At 62.5% G+C, this 13065-nt stretch carries 10 protein-coding genes; 6 read left to right on the top strand and 4 right to left on the bottom strand.

The features are described 5' to 3' along the window. Positions 1-123 precede the first annotated feature (123 nt). Positions 124-2367, top strand: coding sequence for a hybrid sensor histidine kinase/response regulator family protein (locus BTE28158_RS22730; protein ID WP_151048217.1), 2244 nt, complete (start codon positions 124-126; stop codon positions 2365-2367). A gap of 45 nt (positions 2368-2412) precedes the next feature. Here the strand turns inward: BTE28158_RS22730 and BTE28158_RS22725 are convergent, their stop codons facing one another. Next, complete coding sequence (locus BTE28158_RS22725; RefSeq protein WP_124629522.1) at positions 2413-2967, bottom strand: NADPH-dependent FMN reductase; 555 nt, start codon at positions 2965-2967, stop codon at positions 2413-2415. 373 nt (positions 2968-3340) lie between these two features. On the opposite strand from BTE28158_RS22725, the gene BTE28158_RS22720 reads away from it, so the two are divergent. Next, positions 3341-3937: an RNA polymerase factor sigma-70 gene (locus BTE28158_RS22720; protein ID WP_151048216.1), complete on the top strand. Its 597-nt coding sequence runs from the start codon at positions 3341-3343 to the stop codon at positions 3935-3937. Further along, complete coding sequence (locus tag BTE28158_RS22715; RefSeq protein ID WP_082728993.1) at positions 3918-4157, top strand: zf-HC2 domain-containing protein; 240 nt, start codon at positions 3918-3920, stop codon at positions 4155-4157. Before BTE28158_RS22720 ends, BTE28158_RS22715 begins: the two co-directional genes overlap by 20 nt. A gap of 212 nt (positions 4158-4369) precedes the next feature. On the opposite strand, the gene arsC is transcribed toward BTE28158_RS22715, so the two are convergent. Beyond that, complete coding sequence (gene arsC / locus BTE28158_RS22710; protein ID WP_059604814.1) at positions 4370-4726, bottom strand: arsenate reductase (glutaredoxin); 357 nt, start codon at positions 4724-4726, stop codon at positions 4370-4372. Positions 4727-5670: 944 nt separating this feature from the next. Here arsC and parA point away from each other — a divergent pair. Both parA and BTE28158_RS22700 read left to right on the top strand, forming a co-directional pair. Beyond that, a complete protein-coding gene (gene parA, locus BTE28158_RS22705) occupies positions 5671-6333 on the top strand; it encodes a ParA family partition ATPase (RefSeq protein WP_040138954.1) in 663 nt (220 codons plus the stop codon). Between the two features lie 23 nt (positions 6334-6356). Next, on the top strand, positions 6357-7412 hold the full coding sequence (locus BTE28158_RS22700; protein ID WP_151048215.1) for a ParB/RepB/Spo0J family partition protein: 1056 nt from the start codon (positions 6357-6359) through the stop codon (positions 7410-7412). Between the two features lie 90 nt (positions 7413-7502). Here BTE28158_RS22700 and BTE28158_RS22695 read toward each other — a convergent pair whose 3' ends face one another. After that, positions 7503-8867, bottom strand: coding sequence for a replication initiation protein (locus tag BTE28158_RS22695; RefSeq protein WP_059604605.1), 1365 nt, complete (start codon positions 8865-8867; stop codon positions 7503-7505). Positions 8868-10689: 1822 nt separating this feature from the next. Between BTE28158_RS22695 and BTE28158_RS22690 the strand changes: the two genes are divergently transcribed. Further along, complete coding sequence (locus tag BTE28158_RS22690; protein WP_151048214.1) at positions 10690-11871, top strand: DNA-binding protein; 1182 nt, start codon at positions 10690-10692, stop codon at positions 11869-11871. A 139-nt stretch (positions 11872-12010) separates the two neighbouring features. Here the strand turns inward: BTE28158_RS22690 and BTE28158_RS22685 are convergent, their stop codons facing one another. After that, positions 12011-13024, bottom strand: a complete 1014-nt coding sequence (locus tag BTE28158_RS22685; protein ID WP_151048213.1) for a tyrosine-type recombinase/integrase — start codon at positions 13022-13024, stop codon at positions 12011-12013. Between the last annotated feature and the right edge of the window lie 41 nt (positions 13025-13065).

Below are 13065 nucleotides of genomic sequence, written 5' to 3'. Positions count from 1 at the left end.
TAGCGTTTTCAAACTTTCATTTCGCACCTGTCGGAATCATCAGGTTGCACATCCGTGCGCCGGTACGGCGAGCAAGCGCAACTCGTTTATGATTGAACATCTCAGCCTGGCCCGCATTCCTCAATGACGTCCGAACGTCCCGCCGACTCCCGCACACCCGCCTCCCCGCCCACCGACGACTGGCAGGACGACGGCAGCTATGCGTCCGGCGCACCCGAGCACGATTTCGCTGTCCGGCGCGTGACACTGATCGTGCTGCTGGTCGCGGCGATCGTGCTGCCGTGCATCTACGTGTCGGTCATGGCGTACAACGACCTGACGGCACGCGAGGCCGCGGCGAGCGACGTGACGATGCGCACCGTGCGCGTCGCCGAGGAGCATGCGCTCAAGGTGTTCGACCTGAGCGAGACGCTCGATGCGCGCATCGTCGACCTCGTGCAGGACATGGACGACGCCACCGTGCGCCGCCACGAATCCGACATCCACGAAGCGTTGAACACGATCGGCGGCGGCTATCCGCAGGTGGCCGCGGTGTCGATCTTCGGTGCGAGCGGGATGCTGCTCGCGAACAGCCTCTACTATCCGGCGCCCTATGCGTCGATTGCGTACCGCGACGACTTCGCCGGCATCCGCGACGGCAAGGTGATCGAGCACATCTCGAAGCTGATGATGGGGCCGCTCAAGCTCGAGAACATCCCCGTATTCAACACGGGCGTCGCGCGACGCCACAGCGACGGTTCGTTCGCCGGGATGGTGTCGATCGCGCTGAAGTCTTCGTATTTCAATGCGTTCTACCGCGACCTGCTCGGCGGTGCGGCCACGCCGATGACGATGGCGCTCGCGCGCTCCGACGGCGCGGTGATCGCGTCGTATCCACCGCCGCCATCGCTCGCGCATACCGATCTCACGGCCACGTTCGGCAACGCGCGCAACGATCCGCGCGCGGGCGTCGTGCGCGTGCGCCACGACGGCGCCAGCAGCGAGATCGTCGCGTACCGCCAGGTCGGCAGCTACCCCGTGTACGTGACGTGTGCGTACCGCACCTCCGCGATCTGGCATGAATGGTACGAACACCTGAGCGTGCTGTTCATCTCGATGTTCGCGCCGTCGATCGCGCTGTGGTCGGTGATCTGGCTGTCGCTGAAGCGGTTGAAGGCGGAAGAGGAAGCCTGGGACCGCTGGCAGGCCGAAGCGTCGATGCGGCGCTCGATCGAATCGGCATACCGGCAGTCGCGCAAGATGCAGGCGCTCGGCAACCTGGTCGGCAGCGTCGCGCATGACTTCAACAACCTGCTGATGATCATCTCGAGCAACGTGCAGATCGCGCGGCGACGCGGCGTCCAGCATCTCGACAAGGAACTCGGCGCGATCGAACGCGCGCTGAAGAACGGCCAGTCGCTCACGCGCCAGTTGCTCGGCGTCGCGCGCAAGCAGCCGCTGCACAACGAAACGATCGACGTCGGCCAGTGGCTCGGCACGTGCCGCGAACTGCTGAAGACGTCGCTCGGTTCGAAGTCGTCGCTGGTCGTCGCGATCGAGCCCGGCATCTGGCCGATCCGGGTCGATGTCGCGGAGCTCGAGCTCGCGGTGATCAATCTCGCCGTCAACGCGCGCGATGCGATGACGGTCGGCGGCCGCTTCACGGTCGGCGCGCGCAACGTGACGCTGCGCCGCGAGGACGGCTTTCCGCTGATCGGCGACTTCGTTCAGATCTCGCTCGACGATACGGGCTCGGGCATGGCGCCCGACGTGCTCGCGCGCGCGTTCGAGCCGCTGTTCACGACGAAGGCGCAGGGAATGGGAACGGGGCTCGGGCTGCCGCAAGTGTTCGCGTTCTGCGAGCGCTCGGGCGGCCTAGCGACGATCGACAGCGCAGTCGGCGCCGGGACGTCGGTGCGCCTTTACCTGCCGCGCGCACGCGTCGAGGACATCGTCCCGCGGTCGCAGCCCGTCTCGCACGACGCCGGCGCGCTGGCGGGCCTGCATGTGCTGCTGGTGGAGGACAACAGTGAAGTCGCAGCCGGCACCGAAGCGCTGCTGACGCTACTCGGGCACCGCGTCACCTACGCACCCACCGCCGACGACGCGTTGCGCCTGATCGAGGGCGCGGCCGCGAACGACGCATTCGATCTGGTGATCTCGGATATCCACATGCCGGGCCGCCTGAACGGCATCGATCTCGCCGAAGCGATCGACAAGCGGCCGGGGAAGCTGCCCGTGATCCTGGTCACGGGATACGCGGAGGAACTCGACCGCACGCGTACCGTCAACGTGCGCGTGCTGTCGAAGCCGTTCGACATCGCACTGCTCGACGAGATCCTGCTCGGCATTCGCGAAGCACGCGATGCGCGGCACGCCGGCGCCTGACCCGCCGCATGCGGGCCCGCGCCGGCCGCGGGAAGGGGACGGCGATCAGGCCGCCTTCAGCACGCGCACCCAGTCGACGTAGCGATCGACGAAACCCTGCAGGAACTTGCGGGTGTCCTCGCTGACGATCTGCCCCTCGTCGTCGATGCGCGCCGGGTCATGCTTGATGAACATTTCCGGCTGCCCGAGCATCTTCACGTCGAGATACGCGAGCACGTTGCGCAGGTGCTGCTGCGCGAGCGCGGTACCGACCGCGCCCGGCGACGTGCCCAGCACGGCGCCCGGCTTGCCGGACCACGAGTTGTGCCCCCACGGGCGCGAGCCCCAGTCGAGCGCGTTCTTCAGCACGCCCGGGATCGAACGGTTGTATTCGGGCGTGACGAACAGCAGTGCGTCGGCCGCTTCGATCGACTGCTTGAAGCGCTTCGCGACTTCCGGAAAATCCGTGTCGTAGTCCTGGCTGTACAGCGGCAGTTCGCCGATCTCGACGAATTCGAAAGAGAAATCGGCGGGGGCGAGCGAGATTGCGGCATGCGCGAGCGCGCGGTTCCAGGAACCGCGACGCAGGCTGCCGACGACGACTGCAACACGATAGGACATGGCTTTCTCCTTCCGGTGAGTGAGGAATCGGATCGATTGATTCCGAACAGGCAAAAAAGGTCTGTTTATAGGCAAGCCAGCCCGCGAGCCGTCCCACGGGGCAAACCAGCCGACTTTCCACAAGGTTTTCCACAGAAATTGTGGATAACTTGATCGTTATGATCTGATGTTACAGAACGCCCGCGTCGCGATTTCGCAACGCGCGACGCGGGGCTCCGGAAAGCATAGCGCAGCGCGCCGACCGGCTTCATGAATTCGTGACGGAACATCCATTGCGGCGCGGCGTCTCGCCCAGTAAGCTGCTCGCACCGCGATGCGCCCGCCCGGTGGCGCGCACACGATCGCCTCCGCTTCGTAAGGCTCCCGATCCGCCATGCCGTCCGCATACGACGACCCTGCCTATCTCGCGCAACTGCGCCGCGACCTGTTGCGCTTCGCACGACTCCAGCTACGCGATGCCGATGCGGCCGAGGATGCCGTGCAGGAAGCGCTGACCGCTGCGTGGACGCATGCGGGCGAGTTCGCGGGACGGTCGGCCCACAAGACCTGGGTATTCGGCATCCTGCGCAACAAGCTGATCGACGTTCTGCGTGCACGGCAGCGGACGGTCAGTCTGTCCGCGCTCGATGCGGAGCTCGACGGCGAATCCGTGCTCGAGCGCGAGTTGTTCAAGGAAAACGGGCACTGGGCCCCGCACACGAAGCCGCGACCGTGGGCGGGCCCCGAAACGCTGTTGCTGCAACAGCAGTTCTGGACACTGTTCCAGGCCTGCCTCGACCATCTGCCGGAACACATCGGACGCGTGTTCATGATGCGCGAATTCCTCGACGTCGAGATTGACGACATCTGCAGCGAACTTACGTTGACGACGAATCATTGCAGCGTGCTGCTGTATCGGGCGCGCACGCGCCTGCGCACCTGCCTGAGCGAAAAAGGACTGACGACCGAAGATGCTGCTGGGGAAATGTAAAGACGTGACGCGACTGCTCTCGGATGCGCTCGACCGAGCGTTGACGCTCCATGAGCGCATGCAGGTGCACGTGCATCTGCCGGCTTGCAGTGGATGCCGCGCATATCGCGAGCAGATCGCGCTGCTGCGAACGGCGGCGCATGCGGCGGCGGGGCGGGGGACTGGGGATGAAGCGGGGGGTGATCGGGATGAATCGTCGGGCGACGGGCGGGAGGGCTAAGTTGCCGATGTCGGTCTGAGGTTGCGCTTTGCAGTTGGCGATGTCGTTGTTGACGTCGTAGGTCGACGCTCGAGGCAGCTCGCGGGGCGCGCGTCGAATACGGGCTGTCCGCTGCGCGGCGTCAGATGTGGTTGGCGGTTGCGAATGCTGTCGGTCGATCCCGGCGCGCTCGCACCGGGATGATTCGATAAGAAAAATACGTCGAACTAAAATTATTCGAACAGCGCCCGCACCGACTCGGGCGGGCGACCGATGGCTGCCTTGCCTCGATACACGACGATCGGACGCTGCAGCAAAATCGGATGCGCCGCAATCGCCTCGTAGGCCTCCGCGTCCGTCAGATTCGCACGGGCCAGATCCAGCGTCTTGTACGGCTCCTCGCCTTCGCGAAGCATGTCGCGCACCGGGCGCCCAAGCTGACGATGCAGCGCTTCCAGTTCCTCGACCGTCGGCGGCGTCTTCAGGTACTCGACGACGTTCACCGGCGTGCCAGTGGTGTTCAGCGTCTCGATCAGTGCAAGTGTCTCGCGGGACTTCGAGCAGCGGGGGTTGTGGTAGATCGTGATCATCGTTCGGGCCTGCATGAGAAAGGCCAGTATTGTAGCCAGTCTGGTTGCGGGTGTTTCGGCGGGGTGTCGGCACACGGGAGGAAGGGGATTGGAGTCTCGGTGTGGCGTGCAGAAAGCGTGCGTTGCGCCGACGAGCGCGCAGCCCGCTTGACGCGTTTATGCGCATAAAGTGCGTTGCCTCGGAAATTTCCGAGGCCTTCTTCGTCGGCGAATAGCCCGGGGGATAAGCTCATCGTCATGCCGTGTTGCCGCCGCCGACACAGAGCCACCGCATGTAACCGTCGCTGGGTTTATGCGCATAAAGCTATCGCGTGCCTGGGTGGAGACGACCGCTGATATCGCGGTCGGCCCGGACACTTCGATGGCCCCGAACGATCATCAGCGCAATATGCGATGGCGTCCGGGGCATCGCCGTACGGTTGTCTTTATGCATGTCTGCCGACCGTGCGACCGTTGATATCGGCCGAGCCGCTCGATCGTTTATGCGCATAAACACAGTGGGGGACGGCCAGCACGCTTCGTCACTGAACATGGCATGTATGCACCGCATCGGCCTGAGCCGCGCGGCGTTCGTCATCGGAGTGGGGCGCGCGAGCGAGGACTCAGACTCGCCGATGCTCTCCAATACCGCCGAAGTTTATGCGCACAAACTCCCCGACACCACGGCAGCAGCCCCCTTCAATGATCGAAAGGGCAGCACCGATACATTGCGCCGATCAGCGTGCCGAACGTGAGACCGAAGCCGCCTGTCGTCACGACTATCTCCGTTCATCCTCCAACGCAGCAACCTCGCGTCCACCGGTGCCAGCCATCCGGCATCACCCGCTCGTTTATGCGCATAAACCAATAGCCCGAATGGCTAACGCGTAGTCGGCGAACGACAATTTCATTGAAATATAAATATCGTCCTGTAGAATTCCAACGACCAAAAACAGGAGTGAAAATTGGCCGCGGAAATCATTGCAGTCACTCAACAAAAAGGTGGCGTCGGCAAAAGCACGATTGCCATGCACCTCGGCGCGGCATTCCATGAGAAAGGGAAGCGCGTCCTCGTCATCGACGCAGACGGTCAAAACACTTTGGTTCACTGGTCGAGCGCATCCGGTGACAGCGACGCCGGCATCCCGTTCCCGGTCGTCAACCTCGCCGAAGCAGGCGGCCAGATCCATCGCGAAATCAAGAAGTTCATCAACGACTACGACATCATCGTCGTCGATTGCCCGCCGTCGATCACCGAGAAGGTCTCCGGCGTGGTGCTGCTGGCCGCATCGATCGCCGTGATCCCGACTTCGTCGTCGCCGGCCGATTACTGGTCGAGCGTTGGGCTGGTCAAGCTGATCCAGCAGGCGCAGGTGATGAACGAGGACCTCCGCGCCGTCTTCCTGCTGAACAAGACGGAAGAGAAGCGCATGCTGACCCGCGAGCTCAAGCGCGCACTCGAGGAACTCGGCTTCCCGTTGCTGAAGACGCAAATCCCGACCCGGGAAGCGTACAAGCAGGCGATGGCGCTCGGTCAGACCGTGCTGCAGATGAACGATCGCGGCGCCAAGCTGGCCGCTGCGGAAATCCGCGCATGTGCCGACGAAATCGTCGCCATGCTGCCCTGACTTTATGCGCATAAAGGAGTCGCATGAAACCCTCCCAATTTGCAAAAGGATTCCAGGCGCGCCCGGATATCACGACGAGCGAGAAGCGCACGGCGCTTGATCGGCTGAATGCCATCGATGGCATCGTCAAATCCGAGACGGCCACGCCGGCCCCGACGAAGTCCGCCAAGAAGGACATCGCGCCGCCGCCGGACGTCCTGCTCGATCCGCCGACCGACGAGTCGCCGCAATATCGCGCGTGGCGCCTCGAGAATCGTTATGCGCCCGGCCAGGTGATCGAGCTGTCGCTGAAGGCGATCAAGCATAGTCCGTTCAACCCGCGGCACTTCTATCTGAAGTCGTCGATTGCCGAACTTGCGGTCAACATCGCGAAGCAAGGGCAGCAGCAGGCGATCCATGTGATTCCGGACTACGACAATCCGGGTTCGTATTTCGTCAGCGACGGCGGCCGTCGTGTGCGTGCGTTGAAGGAAGCGAACAAGGAGTCGGTGAAGGCGATCGTGATCGACGTGCCGATCGGAATCCAGAGCTACAAGCTCGGCTACGACCTGAACGTGCAACGCGATTCGCAGACGGTGTTCGACAACGCCGTCGTATGGCGCCGCTTCCTCGACGACAAACATTTCCAGAGTCAGAAGGAACTGTCCGAGCATCTCGGCCTCGACGAGTCGACGGTAGCGGTTGCGCTGTCGATCGGCAAGCTGCCGGAAAGCGTGATGCAGGAGATGGTCGCACGCCCCGATCGCTTCGGTTCGAACATGGCGTATCAGGTCGGCCGTTATCACAATGCGCGCGGCACCGAGGCGACGCTGCGGCTGATCAACAAGATCGTGTCCGACGATCTCAGCACGCGCCAGGTGTCGGACATCGTCAAGGGCCGCGTCGCGGCACAGGAAACGCCGAAGCCGGCGGGCCGCCAGCGCTATGCGCAGCGTCTCGAGATCAAGCTCGGCGGCAAGTCGGTCGGCGACCTGAAGTCGTATGGCGAAGACCGCATCGAACTGCGCCTGCGCGGCCTCCCGAAGGACAAGCGCGACGCGATCCTCGAGCAACTCGAGCGGATGCTGTTGTCGGACTGATGGAAATGGCCGCCAGGGCCTGGCGAGGCGCCGGGCCCGCCGGACGGGCGGGCGGCCGGCGACGGCCCGTCAGAGGGGCCTGAACGGGCCTCAGGCGGCCCGGGATTGATTCAGCGTGAACGACAGCAGGTCGCCGTCGGTCGGCTCGCCCCAGGTTTTCTGGGCAAGCCAGTCGAAAAAGGCCGTCTCGGCCAGCTTCGAATCGAGACCGCGCTTGCGCCAGTCGTCGCGCAGGTGCGAGCCCATCGTCGGCAACACTTCCGACTCGAACGACTCGCGCGCCACTTCGCGCTCCGCGTCGCCCTGCTCCTCGTACAACACCTTCGCTTCCTTGCGGCGGAACGCCGCGAATTCGCTCAACAGACGTGCCTTCAGATCGTCCGGCTGCGCCGAGACGGCCTTCGCGGCAGGCGCGCCGGAAGGCAGCGCGTCGACGGACTCGACCGGCGGCGCATAACCCTTCTTCAGCGCGTCCTTGAACAACGCGGGCGCACTGCGCACCGGCGGCAGCGTCGTGCTGCGCATCCGCTGCTCGGTCATCTGCAGCGCGGCGCGAATCCGGTTCTCCTCGCTGTCCGCGTAGAGCGTCTGCGCTTCCTTGAGCGGAATCCCGAGCTTCACCATCCGGTCGACCAGCGTGCTGTCGAACACGTTCGGATGCTCGTCGAGCGCGAGCATCGGCTGCTTGCGCTCGGTCACGCGGAACTGGATCTCCGCGACCCGCCGCCCTTCCCGATGCTCGATCAGCTCGACGAAAATGTTGGTGACCGCATTGACCTCTGCGATCGCCGGACGCAGGTAGTCCCGCTTGAAGTACTTGTACTCGCGCTTCGCCTCGTCGCCGGCTTCCGTATCGGGCGTGCCCGACAGGATCGGACGCCACCATTCCCACGGCTCGCGCATCGTCAGATGGCTCGGGTTCGTCAGGTAACGCACGCAGATTTCGTAGAGCGCAAGACCAGCGCTGCTGCGCAGCTGGCTCTGGAACTGCAGGCTCAGACGCGCGTACTGGACCGGGTCGAGCAGCTTCTTCTTGATCTTCGGTGCAAATGAAAATTCGACCCACACGCGGCGCGTGGCCGGATCCTCAAGAATTTCGGCATCGGCGATCAGTGTCGAGATCCCCCACTTGCGGCCCGGCTTCTGGCTCGACGTCCCCGAGCTCCATTCGACCTGGACGGACACCATACGGCGCAGGTGTTCCTTCACCAGCGCGGTGTCGTTCGAATCGAAGGCGGAGTTGGCGACGATGTCCGACAGCAGCGCGCGATAGGTATCGCCCGAGTCGTCGGCCTGCTGCGCGACGGCGAGCAGGACGTTGAACAGCTTGCGGGTCAGGAGCGTGATCTTGCCGCTCTTCGGCTGAATTGCGATCGCCTCGACGGCCTTACGCAATTCGGCTGAACTGGCACTCACCACATCCACATCGGTTTTCTTGGCGCGCTTCGTGGCCATGCGTCAGGTCGGAGGAGAAGTTTCACGGAAGGATAGCGCCTGTGGTGATATGCGTCCAGAACGACATGCTCACCATAGCCGGTGAAGCGCACGTGCAAAACGGCACTCACCCCAACCCTCTCCCGAAAACCCTCACCGGTCCGGATTTAAAGCGTTTCGGACTCGTCCAGACGTGTCGCGGGATGCGCGGATTCACAGATTTTTGCCTGTGCTCGATACGTGCGAAATTTGCTCCCGTATCGGCTCACCTTTCGATTTGTCGTAATTTTACGACTGCACTTCCGGGTCCTCGTCACAGGGTCGCCACTGGCTGTCACGGCATCGAGCGGACAGGCCCGCAACGCCCTGTATGCATGTACAGGCTCGACTGACGGGGCGATCGCGACCGCGACCGGTGCCCGGAAACCCGCGCCGAAGAGGGACTCCGCGACGTCGATCGAAACCGTTTCAACGGCCCGGGCGCGCATTGTACAGCGCACAGAAACCATTCAGTCCCGAAAATTCTCACCTTATCGGCTCGAAATTCTGTGACCCTGATATCGACGAATCCCCGGCACACGCGGGATCAGCAGCCAGAGGCTCCCGAAAAACCTCACCTTGACGACAAAAACGGCATTCCAACGGACGCGGAAGCGACTCCCGAAAAATCTCACCGTAACCGCCGCGGTATCAAAAATGTCAATGACATCCGATACTTATGTGCGTCAGGCGTTCCGCTGTGTCCGGCGACCATCTCCCGAAAAACCTCACCTTCACGGTGTTCGGGCGGACGCGACAGCCGTGTGCCGATTCCCGAAAAATCTCACCTGTGCCAAAAAGTGGCACAGGGAAAATCAGATTTCCGCCAGTCCCGGTGGGCTTTTCAGCGAATTCGCCCCGCTCCGGATCCCGGAAAGCCTCACCTTTGACCAATTCTTGAGCAAATAGCGCTCCTGAAAAACCTCACCTGTAAGACATCCGACGGCCTGTGACCCATGCCCCGAAAAAGCTCACCTTATCGGCATCCGGGCAGGAAAACCCGCATTTCGCTCCCGAAAAGCCTCACCTTTTGGGCCTCACAGGCTCCACAGGGCACTTTTGCTGTGCAAAATGACGGTCGATTCCCGGAAATCCTCACAGCAAATCGCTGTGGAGTCCCGTGAAACCTCACCTTTCCCGAAAACTGCCCAAAAGATGGGCAGAATGGGGGCGCGAAGAAGGTCCCGCAAATGCTCACCTATGTCTGCACAGGCAGAAAACTGTGCGTTCAGGCACAGCATGGGTTCCGTGGCTGTGTGGCCCCGAAAAACCTCACCATTGGGAAATCTCATGTTTCACTGTGATCCCGAATCCGCTCACGACCTTTCCCGCATCGGCTCACGCAGATCCCTGAATCCCATCACTTCAGCTCCCGCAGAAGATCACCTTGGTTCCCGTAAAACTTCACCTTGTCAGCCGGAAAGCCTTGCTACATAAGGCTGTGCCGTGGCGTTAACGTTTTTAACTAAGGGTTCAAGGGTGTTTACTTCTAATACTCTCAAGACATCCGTCATCGAGTTTTCCACAGAGACCCCAACCCCAGAACACCGGCCGGCTACGATGACGCCTGGCATGTGAAACAAATGCACTTTTTCGGGGCCTACCCGAAAACGCTTCCAGAACAAAGGCTTGCCTTGTTTTCTTCGCTTTGTTTCACGGAATCGAAGTGCTGGTTCGTCCGGATTGGCTCACAGCCCAGATTTCTGTGCACAGCGATGTAAATTCACCACGCTGTGCGAAAACAAGTATCAAAAAATACGTATTTCGTTATGATCTCAACATGTCAATGTCTGCGAGTCCTCCCATGACGCTGGATGAAATGCGTGGAGTCATCCGAGAAGAACTGGAATCGCTTCGTGCGAGCGGCGCGCGCCGCCAGGAGTTGTCGCTGCATGCGTGCAAGCGGTTGTTCTTCGATCTCGGTATCCGACCATCGGCTGCCAACGTTCGCGACCTGACCCAGACCGGCAGCGCCAGCGACATTCCGAAGGACATCGATCATTTCTGGGAACGAATCCGTTCCGCCTCGAAAATCCGGCTCGACGGTGCGGCGATCCCGAGAGCGGTCGAGGAAAAGGCAGGCTCATTGCTTGGCGCGCTATATGAAGAGGCGTTGAAAGCGGCCAGGGAAAGCCTCGATGTCGATCGCGAACAGGTTCGCGCCGGCATGGCCGATGCGGAACAGCGGCTGCGCGACGCCACGGTTCGCCAGGAAACCCTAGAGGGCGCACTGACGCGCAGCGAAACCCGCAATGAGCAACTGCAGGCGCGTATGACCGAGCTCGAGGTGCAGCTGGCCTCGCAATCGACGCACGGTTCGGCAAACGAGGCGACGCTGCTCACCACAGTCGCTCGACTTGAAAAGGAACTGGCTGTCATGGCTGCCCGCGTCGATGCGGAGCAGACGCAGAATGCGACGCTGCGCGACCGCATCGACACGCTCCAGGCCGAATTGCAGCAGCGTACCGAACACTATGCGCAGCAGATCAAGGATGCCGTGGCCGAAGCCGAGCGCCGCGTCAAACCGATGCTGGTCGAGCTGGACTCGCTGCGCAGCATGGCGTCGAGTTACCAGAGCGGCCTGCGCGACGTGCAGCGCAAGGAATTCGATTTTCTTCAGCAACTGAGTTCGGCCAAGGCCCGCGCGGACCGGCTCGAGGAACAGCTGCGCACCCAGAGCGACGAATTGGACCGTGCGACACGCGACGTGAATACGCTGCGCGCGAGCCGCGGGATGAATCCGGAGATTTCCGCGCTGATCCGGCGCTTGGCCGATGCAGGTCAGCTCGATGCGGATGCGTTTTCCGCGATCGGGACGTCACTGGACCATGAGATTCCGGTGCCGACCCAGTGCCCGCACTGCGACGGCGAACCGGAATTGTCGCAGGGCGACGACGGGTTCGAAGTGTCTTGCCCCGAATGCGAACATGCGTCGGGGCCCTGGCCTTCCCGATTCGAAGCGGTCGCGCGCTTTACACGCGTCTGACGTGTCGCCCGGCACGGGGATCGCACAGGTGAGGAGATTCGGGACGCGTGAGGTGAGGTTTTCCGGGAGCTGTGAAACGGTGAGGCTACGCCGCACAAGGCTGCTCACGGATCATGCCGCGTGAGCAGCCGGCTCGGCATCAGTGAGTTTCGTCCTGCTCGGACGCGTCACCATTCGCGAGATCATCGCGCCAGTTTTTCCATGCGCGATGAAGGCGGTTCGACGAGATCGGCCGCATGAAGCCGAGCCATTTGCCGACCCGCTCGGGCGGCACGTCGTGCTCGAACAGTTCGGCAGCGTAAGTGTTGCGCAGCGTTTGCGGGCTCGCGCGCGCGGTGCGTGACGACGTGAGCCCCGCGGATTCAACGATTGCATCGATCGCGCGCAGCATCGTCGCCTTGTGCATCGGCCGCCCGGCGTGCGATGCCGGAAACACGAGCTCGCCCGGAATCTCCTGGCGCTTGCGTTCCACGAGCCATGCTTCGAGCAACGCGATCGCGAACGAGGCCAGATGGGTTTCGCGCGCGAAATCGGGATGTGTCGACGGGATCTGCAGCGACGTTCCGCTTGCATTGATGCAACTAATCGTAAGCGCGCGTGCTTCGCCGGTTTTCACGCCGGCCCCGAGAAATGCGGCGACGAGCGCGCGGTCTCGCCGCTCCTTCCAGTATGCGGAGCCAGATACGCCAATCGGCGAAAACAGGTAGGCCAGCAACTTCGCGCGTTCGGCCGGTGTCAGGAAACCGGTCGGCTCGTTGTCGCGTGCCTGACGCCAATCCGCTTCGCCATCCTGAGCAATGAAGCGGGCCGGGTTGGTGGACGCGAGCTCGGTGCGCCGGATGTGGTCGAGCACGCGTTCGATCAGCCTCAAATAGCGCATTCGCTGCGTTTTCCGTATGGGAAGCTCGCTGACGAAATTCGCGATCGTTGCGGTATCGACCGTGGCCAGGTTTTTCTGATGTGCACGTAGCCACGCGAGAAAGGCGCCCCATTGTGCGCGATAGACGTCGGCCGACGAACGGCGGTAGTCCTGCATGGCAAGCCACGCGTCGAACGCGGCTTCGGGCGAGATGATCCAGTCGGACGCACCACGGTCGAACAGATCCTTTTCTTCCGGGCGTGCGGGCGTGTCGGAGGGGGTGGGAAGGGGCATGTTGTTTATTCCGTTAGTTGCGTATATGGTAGCCCTATCCG

The organism is Burkholderia diffusa (genome assembly GCF_902499115.1).
In the GTDB taxonomy this organism is placed as follows: Bacteria; Pseudomonadota; Gammaproteobacteria; order Burkholderiales; family Burkholderiaceae; genus Burkholderia; species Burkholderia diffusa.
This window is presented reverse-complemented; position numbering and strand designations above follow the sequence as displayed.